Genomic DNA, 17,559 nt, shown 5'->3' on the forward strand with positions numbered 1-17,559 from the left:
ATGACCACACGCCTTTCCGACTGCTCCATTCTTCTGCTTGCCGGTGGCCGTGGTCAGCGTATGGGTGGAAGGGATAAAGGCCTGGTGGAATGGCATGGCCTTCCGCTGATCGAGCATATGCACAAGGTGGTCCGCCCCCTGACCGATGACCTCATTATTTCCTGTAACCGTAATGCCGAGCGCTACGCCCGGTACGCCGATCAGATCGTCAATGATGCCGAGCCCGACTTTCCCGGCCCGCTGGCCGGTATCCGTGCAGGGCTCAAGGCAGCTCGTCATCGCTGGCTGATCCTTCTGCCGTGCGATGCTCCGCGCATTGATCGTGACCTGCTTGCCCAGCTACACCGCTGCGCACAGGAGGCACCTGATGCTCCGGTCATGGTGCATCAGGGAAATTTCTGGGAGCCCTTGTTTTCACTTATTCCTACCCGCTTGAAAGATCGAGTGGAAGAAGCCTGGCAGGCAGGCGAGCGCAGCCCCCGGGGTGTATTCATTCCATTGGGTGCCCGGGCGCTCATGATTGCAGAGCATGATCAGCGTCTCGCCAATGTAAATGATGAACACAGCCTGCTTGCCCTTTCATCGGAACCTGGCGGGAAGTGACAGGTCAGAATGTCGTTAAACGTGCGTTTAAAAGGAGACTGCACATGAGAACCCGGATTCTACCTGCCTGCTTGCTGGCTTTTGGTTTTACCGTCCTGGCCGGTTGCTCTACGCCTTCAGTAATCACGTTGAACGACGGGCGTGAGATCCAGGCGGTAGATACACCCAAGTACGACGATGACTCGGGCTTCTATGAGTTCGAACAACTGGACGGCAAGCCTGCCCGCATCAATAAAGATCAGGTCCGCACCATCAAGGAACTGTAAAGGTTTGCAGAGGGTACGCAAAAAATTTCACCTAAATCCTTGTCTCTAAAAAGTTTTTAGGTAAAATGCGCGCCATCTTTCGGAGCGTAGCGCAGCTTGGTAGCGCGTCTCGTTCGGGACGAGAAGGTCGCTGGTTCGAATCCAGTCGCTCCGACCAGTATCCCGGTCTAACTCTGTTTAGACCAGCAAAGCCCGCCTTGTGCGGGTTTTGTTGTTTATGGCCTTAATGTTTTTGTCAGCATTTTGCCGTACACCTCGTCCTTTGCCTCCCACATAAGCGCCCTGTTCACGTAATATCCCGCCTCCGGTTGTGTTTACCTGTAAAAGGAAGCGATCCTGCCCTGTGCTCGGCGGGGTCAGCTCGGCTTATGAAAAATATCTTTTCCGCTTTCCTGCTCGCCCTGACCGCGGCGAGCCTTTCTGTGCATGCGGCCGCTCGCCCTGTGCCGCAACCTCCCCCTGCACTTCAGTTGTTTTGCGCTAAAGGCGCTCTGGACGTTGTCGAAAAAATCGGCCCTGTTTATGCAGAAACCTTTGGCAGAACGCTTGTCAGCCATGTAGCGCCGGCACGTGGCAACGATGCCACCACCATTCCTAGTCGACTGGCCGAAGGTGAGCGGGCCGATGTCTTTTTGCTGGACCGCATGGCCATTTCCAAACTGCAACAGCAGGGTCATATCGATCCAGACAGCTGCGCTGATTTCGGAAAGTCCTATATTGCGCTTGCTGTCCCCCACGGCCAAGGCCATCCGGCCATGACAAGCATGGAAGAATTCAAACAGATTCTGCTGGATGCCAAATCAATTGCATACTCCGAGAGTGCCAGCGGTTTGTATCTGGAAAATGTTCTGTTCAACCTCATGGGTATCAAGGAGCGAATTGCGCCCAAGTTGAAAAGAATCACGAACGAGTCAGTGGGCGACGCCATTGCCCGGGGTGAGGCGGAAATCGGTCTGGAACAGGTCAGCGAGCTGAGTCCTTTGCAGGGCGTCGATATCGTAGGACTCATACCCGATCAGGCGCAGAAGATGACGCTATACACCGCCTGCATGGCACCTGACACGCCCCATCCTGAAGAGGCCCGCCAGTTCATCAAGTACATCAGCTCCAATGCTTCATTCGAGCTGATCAAAGCCAGTGGATTGCAGCCCCTTGTCGATCCTGACTACGAGCTGCACTTCAAGAAAGGCTGATCATCCATTGTCGGGGCGTTTACAAAAGCCCCGCCTCATTCTGCCTGGATGGTAAACAAGCGCTCACCTTTAGCTGTTACCGCTGTGCCTTCGTCAATGTCTGCCAGGTAATTGTCGTCCATGTCATACACCTGTTCGCCCTCGATGCGGTAGATCAACCTACCCTGATCATCCGAAGCGCGTACAAAGCCGTCATTGTCAATCAGACCAATCTGAACGGCTTTGTCGCCGTATCCAAATACCAGGTAGCGCCCTTGACTGTAATCGGCAGCCATCTCGTTTCCTCCAAGCATTAGGGTTGTCCGATGGACAACCTCTATCCAACATCTGTCGCCCTGTATGAACAACAGTACGTTCTGAAGGTTGGAGTCACGCTCCAGGCAAGAGTGCCGAAAAGTCCCGATCAGAACGAGCTGACTACCAGAGTCATGACAGGCCGACTATCCGATAATGGATGGACCTTGAGCCGAGCGCCGGTGCTACAGGTGATGATTGAATGGTGGCTGCCCAGCATTGGCTTATGTTTGACGACTTCAGGGCAATCAAAGCCAAATGTCTTGCTAGCATGCCAGGCAAGATCGGCCTTGCTCAGATTCTGGCTCGTATTGGCCTTTTGAGGCTGGGTGTTGTAAAGCGACTGATCCGCGCGTGTAAGCTCGGCATGAACAGACCAGGATAACGACGATGCCAGCAATAGAACTGCAAACTCTTTGCGCATGAGAACTCTCTTGAACTGCCCGTGCAGCTTTGAACGTTCACTCCTTAATAAATAGCCAGCTATCACCTGAGGCACACCAGAAGCGTTTAGCGCTTGCGACCTACAACCTTCGCAACGACTAACGCATCCTCGATGGCCATCTGCACATCCCCGACAAGATCAGCCGAAACCCACTTGTCTGAGCTGATGACATCGAGCTTGGCCTGCTCTGCAATGGTGTCGGTATCAACACCTAGCTTCAGGGCTGCTCCAAACACAGAGGCCAGGGCCTGGCTATACACAACCAATATCCTGTCAGTCATGAATACTTACCTATCATCTTGAGCATCTAGGTGAACGTTCAGCACAACCTCAGTGACACTCCTTTGTCAGCACTGCGAACGGGCGGGGCAAAGCCTGCACCTTTCAAGTAATAGCTGATAAATTCAAGGACTTCCCGAGAATTTCAAACCATCCATCAGCTTGGCTTAAAGCACGCCGGAAAAGCTCCGATAACCTTTTAGCAAGCAGTTCACCCCTACTTCTGCTTGTCTCCATGGTCTTTAAGCCTCGACTCGTCGAGGCTTTTTTCTTTCAGCGCCAGTGCCTGCTCATCCTTACATTGGTATAGCAAGCACCATGCCTGAAAAAACGCCTGATTTCCGGCACTCGGCCGCTTCTAGCCATAAAAACGTCTATCAGAACCATTTCACGCTAGCGGCCTGAACTAATTTTGCGTTTACGGTCATACCAGAACGCACTGTCAGCGTGTCCGTCCCCACATGGAAGTAGCGGCAATCCTATGAACACTCTCGCCCTCTGGCTTACCTCCCTTGGCTTGGTTGCCCTGGCACTGCCCTACGAAGGGCTTTACGCCTGCAGTACCTATACGTGGTGTTATACCCAGAACCCTATATGGCTCCCGCTCTGCATCGTTGTGACATTGATGTCGTTCTGGATTTACAAAAGAGAGGGCGCATCCGGTAAGCCTCGGCGACAGAACACGGATCGATCATCCAGCAGTCTTCAGGCTTGGCCATCTGCGCCAAAAGACCTCACCTAATAGGATGCTATCTGCTCATCGTCTGCTCGTGCTATTACCTTGCGCAACGGCAGTGTGGCTCAGACACCGCCTGGAAAGGTTCTCGGACAAGGCGGGACGGCTACTGAGCTAAACGGCTAAGCCGAGCCTGGCTCAGACATCTGGCGATGACGCTCAGCTTTTTCCTGCTCAGACTCGGTGCGATTGGGACCTTCGCCTTCCTGCTCAACTTCCGGCCCGCCCCCATAGACCTCGGCTTGCCCGGCCATCAAGGCATTGAATCCCTGCTGCGCCACCAATGCGGGATCATTCTTCTTGCCTGAGCCGACCTGAGTATCATCCTCACCGGCCCGGTGGAAAAAGTTGGTTTCGGTCGGTCCCGGCATCAATACCGTTACGCTCACACCGGTTCCCTTCATCTCATTGCCAATGGCATTCCCAAACGACCGCACAAAGGCCTTGGACGCTCCGTATACCGCCTCGAACGGAACAGGTGAGGTTCCCGAAATCGAAGAGGTTAAAAGCATACGACCTCGCCCTTGAGCCACCATGTCCCGACTAAATAACTTGGCAAGGTGTACTACAGACACCACATTGATCTGAATGAGGTTAAGTTCGCTCTCCAGCGTCGTCTCCGCCTCGGTACCCGGTACGAAACTGCCGCCAACGCCTACACCCGCATTGATGGCAATCGCATCAACTGGGCGGTTCAATGCACGAAACGCCGAATAGAGCTGCTCCACTCCTTCATAGGTTGCGAGGTCAACCGCCGCATATTCGACCTGAGCGCCTAGGGCCTGCAATGTCTGCTGGGCCTCATCCAGGCCTTTGCCCCGCGACGCGATAAGCAGGTCGAAGCCGTTCTGAGCGAATTGCCGTGCCAGCTCCAGCCCTATGCCATTCGAGGCACCTGTTACCACCGCCAGAGGTTTGTTCGTCTGAGTCATGCGGGTTACTCCATAAGGGTCATAGGCGTTATGACCTACTGGAGGCCGGGGCGACTCCCTAACCAACCGTATAAAACTAGCCTGTCGCCACTACAAAACAGTTCTGGCAGCGAGTCGGTAGCCACACTAAACCATAGGGTGAAAATAAAACTTCACCTGCCCTTGAACAAACGAATCGCCTCCCCCATCTATGTAAATGCCGAAAGAGGAAAGCCCGCTTTCTTCAGATTCTGCCTTTTACTATCAGGCACTTGACAACTCGGCTGTTCATTTATACAGTGAGCAGTACTCATCAAGGGGGCGATTAGGATTCGACGCCGGTAACAAAACTTGAGGAGCATGCCGAGCTGGTAGCAGACCTCGTAAATTAGCTGCTGCAAACTTATAGTTGCCAACGACGACAACTACGCTCTAGCTGCTTAACGCGGCTAGCAGTCGCTAGGGGATGCCTGTAAACCCGAAACGACTGTCAGACAGAACAGGATCGCCGCCAAGTTCGCTGTAGACGTAACGGCTAAAACTTATACAGATCGCCCCAAGCGCCCTGCCCATCGGGCCGCTAAGGGTTAACTCTAGTAGATTGGGCTAAGCATGTAGCGCCAAGAGCGGAGAGCTGGCGGACGGGGGTTCAAATCCCCCCGCCTCCACCAAACAAGCCTTACAAATCAAGCACTTAGCCTAACCAGCAAGTGCTTTTTTTGTGCTTTTTGGGTGCATTTCGGCTCGGTAATGACAACAGAATGACAACTGTCACTAACCGTCTACTGGTAAGGCTAAAAGATCTTCAGGGGAACGGTATTGCTCTTAATCAAGAGGCATTAATAGGTTATCTAAAGGTTACCTATTGGAAGCCGATAACCTAGCCTAGCAAGGGAACCCTGCCCAATCGATTGCATCTACTAATCGTCAGGAAATAAAGCATTTGCTTGAAACCTCAATACCTGTCGACTAGTCTATGCACCATTGATCAGCGTAACGGTCACGCTATTGGATGGCATAAGCTGCTAATCCTACGAATAGGGATGCTACTGAACAGTAGCTCAGCCCTGCTGACCTTACCTGCTAATGTTTATTGCATGGAAAGCTTACTGGTTTGGAGAAACTATGCCTTTACCGCAAACGGTAAGTAACTCAGTCGTCGATATGATCAACGCTTTGGGTGACAAGGCCAAGCCGGAAGACATACGCGTTCCTCGTATACGTCGTGAAATTGAGTCTTTAAAAAAAGTTGATGCAGCTAAAGCTTTCATGCTTAGCGGCATGCTTAATGCGACATTGTATGATTATAAAGCCTCAATTGAAGATCACGAAGCATCTATAAGAAGAGCGCCAGGCAATTATATTTATCTGACTAACTATGCGATTTCGTTGAAGAAATTTAACTGCTTCAACGAAAGCTTAGACAAGTTGTTAGAAGCTTTCAAAGCTAACTATGGATCTATAGAAATACTGGAAACAGCGATTTCCATGGTGTTCGTTTCTGGAGGCTTTGAACAGATCAACTACATGCTTGAGGCTTGTATAAAAGCGCATCCAGAAAAAGATATTCGTGCTACACGCGATGTTTTACGAATGTATGAGTATTTCCTTGCATCTTTATCAAAGCTAGAAATAACTCAAGAAAAATATCAAATCGCCACGGAACATGTTATCTCCATTCTTAATAGAAATAAAGGAGTGGCATTTGATATCGGCTCAGTTGCTGAGCATTTTTTTGATGAAGACTCATATCTTTTCGTCGAGTTATCAGTAGATGTACCGGGCAATATGCTTGCAGAGATGAATGAGCAGCTAGCTGAATTAATCATTACTGACGAGCGGTTGAACAGCTGCTGGGATAAAATAATATTTAATTTTTGCGCCTCAGATAAACAAGGCGTTAACAAGTTTGCAGCGTAGGGATCTGCTGATGACTGTTTGCTATAGAGATATATTGCAGGAAGGTAGTCGAGTATTAAACTCAGCTTCAAGCAGTGAAGCAGCATATAGAACAGTAATTGGTAGAAGCTATTATGCTCTTTATCATGCAGCTCTGGCTTTTGCAGATACCCACTATGTTCCGCCCGTAAGCTCTACTAGTGGACATACTCACTCAAAACTTAGTGGATGTTTTATGGGTGACTATTCGCATGATCCAAGCAAACGCCTAGCTATGCGAAAAATTGGATACAACCTCAAGCGCCTACATGGGGTGCGGGTTAAAGCTGACTACTATATTGAAGAAACAATACAGAAATCAGATGCTGAAGCCACACTTTCCTCTTGTGAATTAAATATCAAAGCCGTAGAAGATTTAGCTCAAGAGGCAGCGGCTTAACTATTTAGCCTCTATTGATAAAGCCCAGCTTAGTGGGCTTTATCGTTTTAATTAGAAAAACTATGTCTTTTGCCTCTCACATGTGGCACTTCAGATAAAGACCTTATCGACCATTCCAAGTACATCATCGCTCCGCAGTTCAGATAATCCCTATCGGCATGACTGGTCTGCCACCGATAAAGTATATAGCCCGTTGCACCGTCATAGACAGCCAATTCCTAGCTGAAAAGTTTTAGCACAATCTTGTGCTTTAATTAGCTTGCAAGATTGTAGATCACGCAGAGCAATTACATTAATAACGATAGCCGGACACCATATAGCGTGGCTATCAACATGGCTAACTCCCAGACGACCCTCCTCCCTAGAATAGTTCGAGCAAGAGATGCTCAGCTACCTAAGAAGGTTTTACCTAAGAGCAAAGCAAGGAGGAGGTAGGTATGCCAGTTGAGTTTCTTACTCATGCTGAGGTTTGCGAGCTTACTGGAGCACGTACGAGAGCAGGTCAGATCAGAGTCTTAGCCAAAAATGGAATCAGACACACAATTAAAATGAATGGCTGGCCATGTGTAACCGCAGCAGCAGTAATTGGCTCTGTTCATCAGGTACCTGTAGACATTCCGAAATGGTCCCCCGTATCAGAAATGACTAACTCAACGGCGGCACTCATTCGAGAATTATTCGCGCTCGAGATGCCCATGATACCTTGGCATGAATCGGGATGAATTCAATAAAACTGTTCGCCCTTACGTTCGGGAGTTTCCGATAGGTCAGAGAGGTATTGGATTCGATCGCCAAGAATTAGATGCCTGGGCTGATGATTACATAAAGCGTAACGCTATACAAAAGGTCTCACCAAGCCGGATGGCATCTCAAATAAATCCTGGCAAAAGAAAGACTGAAGCTCAAATTGAAGAAGCGGTAGCGGCAGTCCTTTCTAAGCGAAAGAAGGCCCAAGCGAAACCTACTCACGCAACAAAGCAATAGCCAATCTGACCTGTATTAATCCAATACCTAAAAATCATCAAAGAAAGTTAGTGCTCCGACAATCGGCATATTCTCTACGCTCAAGAGCTAACGTAACCTTTGCTCCAGGACAGCCGATGGCTGGTTTCTTTTAGCAGTAGAAACTTAGGACTAGCTTTATGGGATATGGCAAGAAGAAAGACGGGCTTGTTGAATTGTTATTTGAGGCGTCAGGTCTGTTTTGGCAATTCGGAGCTGCTGTTACAGTTGGGCTAGTTATCGCCGCAGGTTTCGCCTTTTTGTTTGTGCATGACCACATTGTAGCTGCTGAAGCCAACCCCATGCTTGCGCCGGCCGCGCACGCTTATGGTTGGCTCTGCTACCTTCTGCCAATCATTCTTTTAGCGCTTGCTGCGATTTTTGGCAGAAAAACATTAGCCACTTACTTACAGCAAAATCGCTATTAGTCGCGCTCTTGGTTGGGGTGCTATTACACCTATAGAACCTCATCCACTAAGGTGCATCCAGTAACAGATGGGACACAAGGACTGGACGATGATCGCCCGCATCTATGGTCGCTGGATGCCGGCGGCGGATAGCAGTGCTGGGGGTAAAGCAGAACAGGCCTTTGGACAAATGCCCTCAGTGTCCGGAGTAGATAGCGGGATAAATCTCTCCAGCTCATAATAGTAAATTGATTAATCAAGACCACAAGGATGTTCGCAGAGCATGGAAAATAAAGAAATACAGGTACATTCAGATCACGAATTCATTGAAAACCTGGAAGCCCAGATGGAGCAGGCTTATTCTAAGTTTATATTTATAAATGAAGAATTCGACAGGTGCGAGCCGGATAGCCAAACAAGTAGAGCCAGCCGAATCGTAACATTGGAGCTCATAGCCTCAATCAAAAATATTCTCGACCAGATAACGTTCGAAGTATGGAGCTCAATATTTGGCGAAGACGGCAACGAGAAAGTAGCAAAGGACGTTTACTACCCTTATGCAGCTGACGAACAAATGTTTCGATCTGCTCTGGGGAAAATTACCAAGAACCTAGCAGTATCCAATTCATCGGAAAACGTAGAGAAATTTACCGATTGGTTAAGATCAACTCAGCCATTTGGAGGAATTGACTGGAGCCTCGTAACAGTTGGGAAATTGTCCAGACTGCATCATAGAAAACTGATAGATCAAAAGAAAACTAGATGCTATACGGTTGAAGCATACAGCCCTGGAGGTGGTGGAGCTAGCATGACTTTTCACAGCAAGCCAGGCCCCTTTACAATCTGGACATATACCGGACGTGCTGGGGTATCTACTGGAATGGGTAAATACCCGATAGTAAATAAAGAGGAAGACCCTGACGGCAAAGTTGTTGTCCACCGCTTTAACCCAGAAACTATGGACTTTGCGCACGTTGAAGGCGCTAGAACATCTGTAAGTGAGTTTATGGAGTGCAATGTAGAAGATATGCATTTCGATGCCTTGGATCTGTTCCAGAGATCGCTTGCAGCTGTAGGAGAAATCGTTGAGATCAGTCGTGATGGTGGCTATTTAGGTACGGCATCGTCCGATGCATAAATTATTGGAATGACAGCTTTATGCCAGCTTTCGACGTGAAGGCCGCGCCTGATGCGCCCTAGACGGGGGTTCAAATCCCCCCGCCTCCACCAAGCATAAAGGGCTAGCCAAACGGCTAGCCCTTTTTTATTGCCTAAAATCAGCTACTGTTAGAAATAAGGCGATACAATGGCATTTTGATATTTTTAATGTTCCACAGTCTGCACCATGGCAGGCGCTACTAACGACATGGTTGGATAATGAAATACAAGGCTTGGTTACTCGCCATAGCTGGATGCCTGGCTTCCCTGGCCGTCCATGCAGGTGAGCTGACGGATGAGAATGACGAGTTCAGAGAGCGGCGCTCCGTAATCTGGACGGGTGATAAATCTGCCAACGATCTGGTGTTTACCGTATCGGCTAGCCAGGCGACAACAAGCTCAGGCGGTAAGATCACAACATACATTGCCAAGCTGTCCAGCATTGGCAACGAAGCCCGCTTTGGCGATTGCCGCTTTGCTCGCTGGACGATTGACGGCAAGGTCTTCTATGAAATGGAAGGCAAATACAAGCTCAACACCTTTCGTGACATCTACGGCGAAGACTTCACGACGCCCGTGACCCGGGAAGCGCTCGAGTACGTTGCGTCCGGCCAGCGCGTGGAATACAGGGCCTGCGATGTTAAAGGCAAGCTATCTGACGATGATCTCGAAGGGCTTCAGCGCCTCTTGGATGTTACCGAAGGCTGACCTTTCCATCAGCAACTGGGCATTATTCGCACTATGCAATTACCGCTCATTTCAGACTAAAGGCTAACCGGAGTTAGCCGATACCGTAGATACCAGGCAGCAACGTGAGCTGCCGCACTCATTCGTGAGTAGTCTAAGACGCTGCTAAGGATAGAAAAGTGTTCTACTGTCTCGGCCTGATACTCTTTGCTGCAGGATCCTTCTGCCTGTTTTTTGCGCCAGAGGACCTTCAAATCGTTATCGAGAGTGTATTGCTGATGGCTATCGGCTTTACTTACATTCTTGAAGGCAAACGCAGCCAGCGCAAGCTAAAGGCACTGGCATCCTGCCGCTATTCAAGTCTGCATATTCCCGGTCGATAATAAGGCGGGTCTGGCAGTTTCCCTCTCTTTCTGCCCGACCCTAAGCCCCGAGCAATCGGGGCTTTTTATTGCCTGCGTCTATCGCGGCTGAGCATGCCGATAAAGACGCACCAAATGGAAACAGGGTCTTTTAAGAAGCCCCATACAAAAGGGGATGTTCATGACATCCCCTTTCTCTAGTGCCTTATCGCCGCTGTGCTTAGGCGGCTTGCCCTTCCAGCGCAGGCTTTTCATCGGCACTCAACTGACCGTTGATAGCGATGCGCTTGGGCTTGGCCTCTTCCGGTACTTCACGTACCAGATCGATGTTGAGCAGGCCATTCTTCAAGCTCGCACCCTTCACCTCAATGTGATCGGCCAGGCGGAAGGACAGCTTGAAGGCACGCTGGGCGATGCCCTGGTGCAAGTAGGTCACGCTGTCGGCGCTCTTCTCACGGCGGCCGCTCTTCACGGTCAACACGCCCCGCTCTACTTCGAGATCAAGGTCGTCTTCGGCAAGGCCGGCAGCCGCGATCACGATGCGATAGCGATCGTCGCCGTGCTTTTCCACGTTATAGGGTGGGTAGGAGCTACCCGACTCGTTGCGCAGCGCGGATTCGAACAGGTCATTGAAGCGGTCGAATCCAACGGAATGGCGGAACAAGGGAGCAAGAGAGAATGCGGTATTCATATAGGGAATCTCCTGAGTCATCAGCAAGTTTCAACGCAGGGCCCGACTTCGGCGCCCTGCAGGATTCGATATAGGAACCCGCTCGCTTTTTTCAAGTAGCACACCCGATGAACGGTAAATCATGGATCTATAGTCGGACTGATCGAACCAGATAAATCAAACAGAATGGAGCAGGATTTAATCCTGATAGACGACGTTGGCGACCAATAAACCATCTTTTGGGCGATAGCCTATTCACGACCAGCCATAGAGACTTGGCCCGTTTTGCCTGATTGCCATGAGCGTTAGGGCGAAACTCCAGGCTGGCGTCCCGAGGGGGCAGGCAGTGCGGGCGATCCGTGCATGGACGTTATCAACGATCAAGGAGAGAGTCTCTATGTTCAGTTTGAAACCTCTTGTACTGGCGGTATCTGCTCTGACCAGCTTTTCGGCCATGGCAGCATTCGATTCGGCCACACTAACTCAGGAAGGCAATAACAACGAGGTAACCCTCAACCAAAGCGCCGGAACCTACAACACGGCGACGCAGACGCAAACTGGCGATGACAATCAGGCTATTGCCGAACAGACAAACAGTAACAACAGCACGATAGAGCAGGTTCAAGCTGGCAACGCCAACCTAAGCCGAGCAACTCAGGCCTATGCCGAAGAGAGCAGCATCACCACTGACCAGAACGGCAGCAATAACACGGTACTGGCAGGACAGGATGACGTTTCAACCAGTACGATTACCGTCACTCAAGGCGGTGATGCCCACACGGTAGCTGTCCAGCAGATCGGTACGACCGACTCTACCGTTACGGTTTATCAGGAGGGCACTGGACATACCGCATCCATTACCCAGGCGGGCTCAAACCATCTGGCTGAAGCCTATACCTACGGCAGCAACAACACGGTGAATGCCAGTCAGCAAGGCGCTTTCATGGGCGGTCAATACGGCTCGGATCTGACGATGTTTTTTGGGCAGAGCGGTGATTCGAACGTGGTGAATGCCAGCCAGCAGGGATTCGATAATGAACTCTGGACCGGCCAGTATGATGCGAATAACACCATAACGGTTGAGCAGTCCGGCTTTGGTAACGGTCTTCGACTCGCTCAAGATGAAAACAATAACGTCATGACCAGCGAGCAGGCTGGAAGGAGCAATACGCAGGCCATGACTCAGTCCGGCAACAACAACGAATTGAATATCAGCCAGGACGGCATGGACCAGCGCGCAACCTTGATCAGCCAGGGAGACAACAACGAAGTCAACATCACCCAGAACGGTACGATTGGAGGGGTAGATATCACGCAGACAGGGAATGACAACCTCGTCAGTACCACCCAGAGCGGAGACTTCCTGCTCTCTACCATCACCCAGACCGGCGATATAAACCAAATTCAGCTCAACCAGACCAACGCCTGGAGCCAGGCCTATATCCAGCAAACAGGAACAGGCAACTCCGCAACAGTTAGCCAGTAATCGTGTCTTTCAGGTGGTTGGCCAAACGGCGCCAGCCGCCTGAGTTTCATAACCAACCGTTTATCTGTCAGTAACCGGCCTTACACAACCTTTACCTTCCTCCTCTTTTTCTTTACAGCGCTTCGTTGTTTTATTGAATGGCCGGCTTTTCATACAGCCGGGCTCCTGAGGAGGAGACATTCATGATTCGCCAGTTACCCAAGATTGCGCTTTTGGTAGGTTGCCTCGCTGCGGCTGGCCAAGCTTCCGCTCACGGTGGGCACGGCCCAGGGCCTGCCATTTTCGGGGCCGTGGTCGGGGCAGTCGTTGGCGGAGCGATTGTGGCTAACTCACGCGCAGCTGAAGCGCCTGTCTACGTACAGGCGGCCCCACCGCCGCCCCCGCCACAGGTGGTTTACTACCCGGCGCAGCCTGTCTATTACGAGACCCAGGTTGTACGCGTAGCTCCTGCTCCGCCGCCACATTATTACTATGGCCCGCCACCTGGCTATTACGGCCCCCCGCCGCGCTGGTAGCTGAAAGAAGCCTCGCTTGATGCGAGGCTTCTTTTTATGAGGCCAAGGCGCTGCTGATCCACAGCCGTTGCAATGACGCACAAGCGCTAAAGGTTCGAATGCTGAGCCTTAGCCTTCGCTCATTGAACCCTCTCCGCAGACTCACGTACCACCGACCGCACATGGCTGATCACAAAACGACTTTCCGGGAGAGCTGGAATACGCGTGATATCGATCGAAAGATCCTGCGGGGGTACGTCATAACGCATCCACTGCGTAAGCGCCTTGATTGCCACCTTTAGCAGCTCGATCGTAATCCACTCACCGGGGCAGCGATGGTTCTGATGATGGTCGCCACCGCCTTGAGTGACAAAACCGAACGGGTTTTCATCCCAAGTCAGAAACCGCTCAGGATCAAATCGCTCAGGGTCCTTCCAGATTCTCGCATCGTGATTGATGCCATAGAGATCCAGCAGAACGCGAGTTCCCTTGGTAAAGGGATAGCCTTTCCATTCGAAGTTCTTGCGAACACGCGCCACTGTAAAGGGAAAGAACGAAAAGACGCGCCGCACTTCTTGTACAAAGGGTTCCAGCATGCTCGGCTCGTCGCGCAGCCGTTGTTGCCACTCGGGGTGCTTGTTCAGGACCCAGGCAGCAAAGACTACAAAGCGTGCAACCGCTACGGTAGGCCTCAGCACATTGAGAATTTCGACCGCAGCCGTTTTAGGATCAAGCCGGTTACCATCACTGTCCTTATGGTGGCTGAAGACGTACAAGGCCGTTTGCGGAGCCGGATTCAACGCACCCTGACGCACCTGCGCGACGAGATCTGCAATCCAGGCTTCAGCTTCTTTGCGGGCCTTTCGGCCATTGAGGTGCCGAAGCCCTATCCCACCCGCGCCATCGATCAGAGCGGTGAGCTGTGAACGGCGCTTGGCTACATCACCCTCGGGCAGCGGCACGCCGGACCACTCACAAACGACCCGGCAGAGCTGAAACTGGGCTGCATAGAGCAGGATAACTTCGTGATTACCGGTCCAGGCGGAAATGTCTCGCTGCCATTGCTCGGCGTACCGGGCCGTCAGTCGTTGGATATTGTCGGGCGTCATCAATGACATGAACATCTGCTTGCGCACGCGGTGCGCCTGCCCGTCCAGCCCTTGAATGGAGCCAAAGCCAAACAGGGTCTTTTTCAACATACGGGGGGCGGCCGCTTCCCGCATGAAAAGCGACTCGTCGTAAAATAGCCTGGCCCCCTCCTCCCCGGACAGACAGATAGTGTTCTGCATGAGCAGGCGCGCCTGAAAGACATCGCTCTGGTAACGACGGCAGCGCTCAGGGATGTAGCGGTATCCCTCCTTGAGCAAGGTGATAGAGCTGTCCAGATGGGGGTCTTTAGGGATCGCTGACATAAACGACGGCACTCCAATTGATCGACTTGCACATTGTCGTAACGCTCTGCCGATGGGCAGGCGAACGCACGCGTGATGCCTTAATCGACCCTGCAGACACGCCAAAGGTGCTGTATGTAGCGACCAGCCGTCAGACTAGCGAAAGCTGCGGCTTAGAAAAGGGGACCCTTTCAAACCAAACCGCCAGGGCACATCGCGCGCCTTGGTAATACCGATCCGTGGCCCTGAAATCGTCTCAAAAGGCACTGTCGGTGCGGCCAATTCGAGGCCTGGCGACTCCAGTACAAGCCCGTCGTGCTCTCCGGTAATTCCCAGAGCCTGACACACACGCCCCGGGCCTGCACATAGCAGGCGTAGCGTATCAAGTCCGCGGCGCTCACGCATGATGTCAATTCCTTCCAGGGGCTCCAATGCGCGGATCAGCACACCCGCACCATGCCCCGTGTCGCAGCAGACGATGTTCAGGCACCAGTGGATGCCATAGGAGCGATAGACATAGAGATGGCCTGGCGGACCAAACATGGTGGCGTTACGCCGCGTAAGCCCGGAAAAGCTATGGGAGGCTGGGTCTTCGCGATCATAGGCCTCGGTCTCAACGATCCGCCCGCCTACACCATTAACGGTAAAAACCCAGCCAATTAGTTGATGCGCCACTTCATGGGCAGGAGATGCAAAATCAATCGGTAAAGTCATGGTCATATTGCCTATACAGTCATAGAGACACATGACACTCCTGAGGACATCAGGTGCCGTTGAATGATCATTCCAGATTGAACGTGTGCAACCTTATCGGCCGATCTTGATGTTGCTTTAACAGATATTTTCTAAAGATCTGGTAGGAATTTTTAATATCTGACATGCCTCACAAAAACCATATGATCCAAAAATAGCCCACGTCTGATAATAATCATGAACAACTTAGTGCCCACTCCCGCGAATGAGTCCGAGCGGATTGCAGAAATTCGGCAGCTATGCCTGATCAATCCGGAGCCGGATCGCGCTTTCGACAAGATCGTTGCGCTGGCTGCTGAGTTGTTTCAGGTCCCGATTGCCCTGATCTCGATTATCGATACTCACCGGCAATGGTTCAGTGCAAGCGTTGGGCTTACCATCAGCGAAACGCCGCGTGAGCACTCCTTTTGCAGTCATGCCATCTTGAGTGATGAGCTTTTCATGGTCAGCGATGCTACCCAGGATCATCGCTTTAGGGACAATCCGCTGGTTACCGGGGAACCTCACATCCGCTTTTACGCAGGCGCTCCCCTGCTGACTCAACAGGGCCTTGGGCTGGGCAGTTTGTGCATCATTGACACGAAGCCACGGCCTTCCCTGGATAAGCATCAGGTAAAGCTGCTGAGTCAGCTTGCCGAGCTGGTCATGACGCGTGTGGAAACGCTGCGCAACCTCAACTTCATTGATCTACCGACCGGCCTGTTCAATCGCCCTCGCCTGGAGAGAGATGTCTCGACCTTTTTCTCGGACCAGGATCTTCCGATCACGCTGGTGGCAGTCGATGTGATTGCGCCTCGCATCCTCAACGACATCGTCAAAGCGTTGGGCTATACGTTTTCAGAACGGCTCATGCTTCTGATCAGGGACCGCCTACAGGCTGTTGTACCCAGGGATCTTGCACTTTACAGGATCAGTCCTACACGCATTGCCTTTATGTTGGCGAACATCGAAACGGAGGCAACTGAAACGCTTTACAGGCATATCCTCGAGTCCTTTGAGGCACCGCTGGTTTGCGACACCATTCCCATCCAGACGCAGATAGGTCTGGGCATTCTGGTCCTTAACAAGGAAAAGGCACGCTCAACGGACTGGATACGTTCGCTCGTCAGCGCAGCAGACGATGCACGGGAAAACAATGCTGGCTGGGAGATGTACAGCCCGCGCCGCGACCATGCGCAGCAGCGCGCCTTTCGCCTGCTGAGCGCACTGACGATAGCACTTCAGGCGGACGATCAGCTCAGGCTCTACTTCCAGCCTAAAATCCAGCTGGCTACCAGTGAGTGTACGTCTGTGGAAGCCTTGCTCCGCTGGCGTCATCCTACACTGGGCGATATCAGCCCAGGCGAATTCATACCGCTGGCTGAAAAGACCTTCCTGATTCGCTCAGTCAGCCTGTGGGTACTCAAGGCTGCAGTCAAACAGGCGAAGGCGTGGCAACAACAGGGGCTGAACCTGACGGTGGCCATCAATGTATCCGCGGCCGATCTGGACGATGAGGTATTTACCGATACGCTGACTGCCCTCCTCAGAGAATATGATCTGCCGGCGCAGCGGCTGGAGGTGGAGTTTACCGAGGGCGCCCTGATCCGGCAGACCGAGGTCGTGCAGCGCCAACTAGAGCGCATCCATGATCTCGGGATCGTCATCGCTATCGATGACTTTGGTACGGGCTACAGCAACTGGTCGTATCTGCGGGATATTCCGGCGTCTGTGGTCAAGCTTGACCAGTCCTTCATCCGCAATACGCTTCGGCAGGAAAAGGATAAACGCATCGTCAGGGCCATGATCAAACTGGCCAAGGAGATGGACTACCGGGTAGTGGCTGAAGGCATCGAGACCGAGGAGATCTACAAGCTGATGCGAAACTGGGGATGCGATGAAGGTCAGGGCTACCTCATGGCTCGTCCCATGCCGGCCCTTGCCCTGCTTGAATGGCTCGAGAGCAGACCGCTTCGCTATTAAAGTTCCTCCTGAGTCCTATCGAACAACAAAGCCGTCTAGCAATTCTCAGCCTCTTAAGGCGGTTTTCTTATCAATGGGATAAACCCTTACTTTTTCTGTCACATCATGAACCGATAGAAAAA

The 17,559-nt window shown here is 51.7% G+C and carries 21 protein-coding genes, 1 tRNA gene, 1 other RNA gene and 1 pseudogene; 17 read left to right on the plus strand and 7 right to left on the minus strand.

Features of this window, described 5'->3' with window-relative positions:
- From mobA to HMPREF1487_RS02550, 4 genes are all read left to right on the plus strand, one after another.
- The gene (mobA, locus tag HMPREF1487_RS02535; protein ID WP_010795027.1) at positions 1–603 is read left to right on the plus strand and encodes a molybdenum cofactor guanylyltransferase MobA; all 603 of its coding nucleotides are present in this window, start codon (positions 1–3) and stop codon (positions 601–603) included.
- A 44-nt stretch (positions 604–647) separates the two neighbouring features.
- Positions 648–869: a YgdI/YgdR family lipoprotein gene (locus HMPREF1487_RS02540; RefSeq protein ID WP_010795028.1), complete on the plus strand. Its 222-nt coding sequence runs from the start codon at positions 648–650 to the stop codon at positions 867–869.
- Between the two features lie 80 nt (positions 870–949).
- Positions 950–1,026, plus strand: a tRNA-Pro gene (locus HMPREF1487_RS02545).
- Between the two features lie 211 nt (positions 1,027–1,237).
- Complete coding sequence (locus HMPREF1487_RS02550; RefSeq protein WP_010795029.1) at positions 1,238–2,062, plus strand: molybdate ABC transporter substrate-binding protein; 825 nt, start codon at positions 1,238–1,240, stop codon at positions 2,060–2,062.
- A gap of 35 nt (positions 2,063–2,097) precedes the next feature.
- Here HMPREF1487_RS02550 and HMPREF1487_RS02555 read toward each other — a convergent pair whose 3' ends face one another.
- From HMPREF1487_RS02555 to HMPREF1487_RS02570, 4 genes are all read right to left on the minus strand, one after another.
- Positions 2,098–2,337, minus strand: coding sequence for a hypothetical protein (locus HMPREF1487_RS02555; RefSeq protein ID WP_010795030.1), 240 nt, complete (start codon positions 2,335–2,337; stop codon positions 2,098–2,100).
- Between the two features lie 128 nt (positions 2,338–2,465).
- Positions 2,466–2,780, minus strand: coding sequence for a hypothetical protein (locus tag HMPREF1487_RS02560; protein WP_010795031.1), 315 nt, complete (start codon positions 2,778–2,780; stop codon positions 2,466–2,468).
- 86 nt (positions 2,781–2,866) lie between these two features.
- A complete protein-coding gene (locus HMPREF1487_RS02565) occupies positions 2,867–3,082 on the minus strand; it encodes a hypothetical protein (RefSeq protein WP_010795032.1) in 216 nt (71 codons plus the stop codon).
- Positions 3,083–3,938: 856 nt separating this feature from the next.
- Complete coding sequence (locus tag HMPREF1487_RS02570; RefSeq protein ID WP_010795033.1) at positions 3,939–4,748, minus strand: SDR family NAD(P)-dependent oxidoreductase; 810 nt, start codon at positions 4,746–4,748, stop codon at positions 3,939–3,941.
- Between the two features lie 296 nt (positions 4,749–5,044).
- On the opposite strand from HMPREF1487_RS02570, the gene ssrA reads away from it, so the two are divergent.
- The 10 genes and pseudogenes from ssrA (at position 5,045) to HMPREF1487_RS02605 (ending at position 10,702) form a co-directional block, all read left to right on the plus strand.
- Positions 5,045–5,398: a transfer-messenger RNA gene (gene ssrA, locus HMPREF1487_RS26665) on the plus strand.
- Positions 5,399–5,852: 454 nt separating this feature from the next.
- On the plus strand, positions 5,853–6,647 hold the full coding sequence (locus HMPREF1487_RS02575) for a hypothetical protein (RefSeq protein WP_010795034.1): 795 nt from the start codon (positions 5,853–5,855) through the stop codon (positions 6,645–6,647).
- 10 nt (positions 6,648–6,657) lie between these two features.
- Positions 6,658–7,065, plus strand: a complete 408-nt coding sequence (locus HMPREF1487_RS27205; protein ID WP_125912954.1) for a hypothetical protein — start codon at positions 6,658–6,660, stop codon at positions 7,063–7,065.
- Positions 7,066–7,502: 437 nt separating this feature from the next.
- Entirely contained in the window at positions 7,503–7,787 is a 285-nt protein-coding gene (locus HMPREF1487_RS28285) for a DUF4224 domain-containing protein (protein ID WP_010795036.1), read from the plus strand.
- Positions 7,774–8,049 carry a hypothetical protein gene (locus tag HMPREF1487_RS26230; RefSeq protein ID WP_051370155.1) on the plus strand — a complete coding sequence of 92 codons (276 nt, stop codon included), beginning with the start codon at positions 7,774–7,776 and terminating at the stop codon, positions 8,047–8,049. The genes HMPREF1487_RS28285 and HMPREF1487_RS26230 overlap by 14 nt, the downstream gene beginning before the upstream one ends.
- 158 nt (positions 8,050–8,207) lie before the next feature.
- Positions 8,208–8,495 carry a hypothetical protein gene (locus HMPREF1487_RS02590; protein WP_010795037.1) on the plus strand — a complete coding sequence of 96 codons (288 nt, stop codon included), beginning with the start codon at positions 8,208–8,210 and terminating at the stop codon, positions 8,493–8,495.
- A 64-nt stretch (positions 8,496–8,559) separates the two neighbouring features.
- Positions 8,560–8,715, plus strand: a pseudogene (locus HMPREF1487_RS27855) (site-specific integrase); the annotation flags it as partial.
- A gap of 42 nt (positions 8,716–8,757) precedes the next feature.
- Positions 8,758–9,612: a hypothetical protein gene (locus tag HMPREF1487_RS02595; RefSeq protein ID WP_010795038.1), complete on the plus strand. Its 855-nt coding sequence runs from the start codon at positions 8,758–8,760 to the stop codon at positions 9,610–9,612.
- A 239-nt stretch (positions 9,613–9,851) separates the two neighbouring features.
- Positions 9,852–10,340, plus strand: coding sequence for a hypothetical protein (locus tag HMPREF1487_RS02600; RefSeq protein WP_010795039.1), 489 nt, complete (start codon positions 9,852–9,854; stop codon positions 10,338–10,340).
- A 158-nt stretch (positions 10,341–10,498) separates the two neighbouring features.
- On the plus strand, positions 10,499–10,702 hold the full coding sequence (locus tag HMPREF1487_RS02605) for a hypothetical protein (protein ID WP_010795040.1): 204 nt from the start codon (positions 10,499–10,501) through the stop codon (positions 10,700–10,702).
- Between the two features lie 199 nt (positions 10,703–10,901).
- Here the strand turns inward: HMPREF1487_RS02605 and HMPREF1487_RS02610 are convergent, their stop codons facing one another.
- Positions 10,902–11,372 (minus strand): Hsp20 family protein, encoded by a 471-nt coding sequence (locus tag HMPREF1487_RS02610; RefSeq protein ID WP_010795042.1) that lies wholly within the window; start codon positions 11,370–11,372, stop codon positions 10,902–10,904.
- Positions 11,373–11,748: 376 nt separating this feature from the next.
- On the opposite strand from HMPREF1487_RS02610, the gene HMPREF1487_RS02615 reads away from it, so the two are divergent.
- Both HMPREF1487_RS02615 and HMPREF1487_RS02620 read left to right on the plus strand, forming a co-directional pair.
- Positions 11,749–12,837, plus strand: a complete 1,089-nt coding sequence (locus HMPREF1487_RS02615) for a hypothetical protein (protein ID WP_010795043.1) — start codon at positions 11,749–11,751, stop codon at positions 12,835–12,837.
- A 182-nt stretch (positions 12,838–13,019) separates the two neighbouring features.
- Complete coding sequence (locus HMPREF1487_RS02620) at positions 13,020–13,352, plus strand: hypothetical protein (protein WP_010795044.1); 333 nt, start codon at positions 13,020–13,022, stop codon at positions 13,350–13,352.
- A gap of 119 nt (positions 13,353–13,471) precedes the next feature.
- Here the strand turns inward: HMPREF1487_RS02620 and HMPREF1487_RS02625 are convergent, their stop codons facing one another.
- A complete protein-coding gene (locus tag HMPREF1487_RS02625; RefSeq protein ID WP_010795045.1) occupies positions 13,472–14,743 on the minus strand; it encodes a cytochrome P450 in 1,272 nt (423 codons plus the stop codon).
- 135 nt (positions 14,744–14,878) lie between these two features.
- Positions 14,879–15,436, minus strand: coding sequence for a DNA-3-methyladenine glycosylase (locus HMPREF1487_RS02630; protein WP_230382093.1), 558 nt, complete (start codon positions 15,434–15,436; stop codon positions 14,879–14,881).
- 216 nt (positions 15,437–15,652) lie between these two features.
- Here HMPREF1487_RS02630 and HMPREF1487_RS02635 point away from each other — a divergent pair, with 216 nt between their 5' ends.
- Positions 15,653–17,437 carry a putative bifunctional diguanylate cyclase/phosphodiesterase gene (locus HMPREF1487_RS02635; RefSeq protein ID WP_010795047.1) on the plus strand — a complete coding sequence of 595 codons (1,785 nt, stop codon included), beginning with the start codon at positions 15,653–15,655 and terminating at the stop codon, positions 17,435–17,437.
- Positions 17,438–17,559: the final 122 nt, after the last annotated feature.

Source organism: Pseudomonas sp. HPB0071 (assembly GCF_000478505.2).
Taxonomy (GTDB): domain Bacteria; phylum Pseudomonadota; class Gammaproteobacteria; order Pseudomonadales; family Pseudomonadaceae; genus Chryseomonas; species Chryseomonas luteola.

Bases quoted from the DNA above. Each gene is read 5' to 3' on its own strand.
- mobA (WP_010795027.1), top strand. From the start codon at position 1: ATGACCACACGCCTTTCCGACTGCTCCATTCTTCTGCTTGCCGGTGGC.
- HMPREF1487_RS02540 (WP_010795028.1), top strand. From the start codon at position 648: ATGAGAACCCGGATTCTACCTGCCTGCTTGCTGGCTTTTGGTTTTACC.
- HMPREF1487_RS02550 (WP_010795029.1), top strand. From the start codon at position 1,238: ATGAAAAATATCTTTTCCGCTTTCCTGCTCGCCCTGACCGCGGCGAGC.
- HMPREF1487_RS02555 (WP_010795030.1), bottom strand. From the start codon at position 2,337: ATGGCTGCCGATTACAGTCAAGGGCGCTACCTGGTATTTGGATACGGC.
- HMPREF1487_RS02560 (WP_010795031.1), bottom strand. From the start codon at position 2,780: ATGCGCAAAGAGTTTGCAGTTCTATTGCTGGCATCGTCGTTATCCTGG.
- HMPREF1487_RS02565 (WP_010795032.1), bottom strand. From the start codon at position 3,082: ATGACTGACAGGATATTGGTTGTGTATAGCCAGGCCCTGGCCTCTGTG.
- HMPREF1487_RS02570 (WP_010795033.1), bottom strand. From the start codon at position 4,748: ATGACTCAGACGAACAAACCTCTGGCGGTGGTAACAGGTGCCTCGAAT.
- HMPREF1487_RS02575 (WP_010795034.1), top strand. From the start codon at position 5,853: ATGCCTTTACCGCAAACGGTAAGTAACTCAGTCGTCGATATGATCAAC.
- HMPREF1487_RS27205 (WP_125912954.1), top strand. From the start codon at position 6,658: ATGACTGTTTGCTATAGAGATATATTGCAGGAAGGTAGTCGAGTATTA.
- HMPREF1487_RS28285 (WP_010795036.1), top strand. From the start codon at position 7,503: ATGCCAGTTGAGTTTCTTACTCATGCTGAGGTTTGCGAGCTTACTGGA.
- HMPREF1487_RS26230 (WP_051370155.1), top strand. From the start codon at position 7,774: ATGAATCGGGATGAATTCAATAAAACTGTTCGCCCTTACGTTCGGGAG.
- HMPREF1487_RS02590 (WP_010795037.1), top strand. From the start codon at position 8,208: ATGGGATATGGCAAGAAGAAAGACGGGCTTGTTGAATTGTTATTTGAG.
- HMPREF1487_RS02595 (WP_010795038.1), top strand. From the start codon at position 8,758: ATGGAAAATAAAGAAATACAGGTACATTCAGATCACGAATTCATTGAA.
- HMPREF1487_RS02600 (WP_010795039.1), top strand. From the start codon at position 9,852: ATGAAATACAAGGCTTGGTTACTCGCCATAGCTGGATGCCTGGCTTCC.
- HMPREF1487_RS02610 (WP_010795042.1), bottom strand. From the start codon at position 11,372: ATGAATACCGCATTCTCTCTTGCTCCCTTGTTCCGCCATTCCGTTGGA.
- HMPREF1487_RS02615 (WP_010795043.1), top strand. From the start codon at position 11,749: ATGTTCAGTTTGAAACCTCTTGTACTGGCGGTATCTGCTCTGACCAGC.
- HMPREF1487_RS02620 (WP_010795044.1), top strand. From the start codon at position 13,020: ATGATTCGCCAGTTACCCAAGATTGCGCTTTTGGTAGGTTGCCTCGCT.
- HMPREF1487_RS02625 (WP_010795045.1), bottom strand. From the start codon at position 14,743: ATGTCAGCGATCCCTAAAGACCCCCATCTGGACAGCTCTATCACCTTG.
- HMPREF1487_RS02630 (WP_230382093.1), bottom strand. From the start codon at position 15,436: ATGACTTTACCGATTGATTTTGCATCTCCTGCCCATGAAGTGGCGCAT.
- HMPREF1487_RS02635 (WP_010795047.1), top strand. From the start codon at position 15,653: ATGAACAACTTAGTGCCCACTCCCGCGAATGAGTCCGAGCGGATTGCA.